Annotated in this window: 1 pseudogene; it reads right to left on the bottom strand. The window is 63.1% G+C overall.

The annotated features are described in order from the left end of the window. Nucleotides 1–267, bottom strand: a pseudogene (locus TN53_RS42670) (hypothetical protein); the annotation flags it as partial. Between the last annotated feature and the right edge of the window lie 140 nt (nt 268–407).

Here is a 407-nt window from a genome sequence, read left to right as displayed (position 1 = left end):
CGAGGTACTGACCCTCATGGTCGTGCCGACGAGATCCTTCTCACCGGACTCCTCGAGTGGCTTCTTCGACTGCACGGTCACCGTGATCTTCGCACCACTGAGCACCTCGGCGGCCTTGTCCGGGATCTCCTCGCCGGGCGCGGGGTCGGACGCGGCGTCCAGCGCCTTCAAAGACGCGACGTCAGTGTCCAGATCGACCTCGAAGGAGAGCGTCTTCTCCTTACCGAGCTTCTCGAAGGCCCGGTCGAGCTTCCTGCCGGCAGACAACTGCTCCGCTGTTCCGCAGGCAGCGGAACCCGCGAGGACGGCACCGACGACAGCGGTGGCGGTCAGGGTCTTACGAATGGCGTTGATGATGATCTCCTCGAGGCTCCGATCACAACGTGATCGACCAGAAGACTCACAAC

Origin of the sequence: Streptomyces sp. WM6386, assembly GCF_000972385.1 — a bacterium.
Lineage (GTDB): Bacteria > Actinomycetota > Actinomycetes > Streptomycetales > Streptomycetaceae > Streptomyces.
The sequence above is the reverse complement of the archived record's forward strand: the minus strand, read 5'-3'. Positions and strand labels throughout refer to the sequence as shown.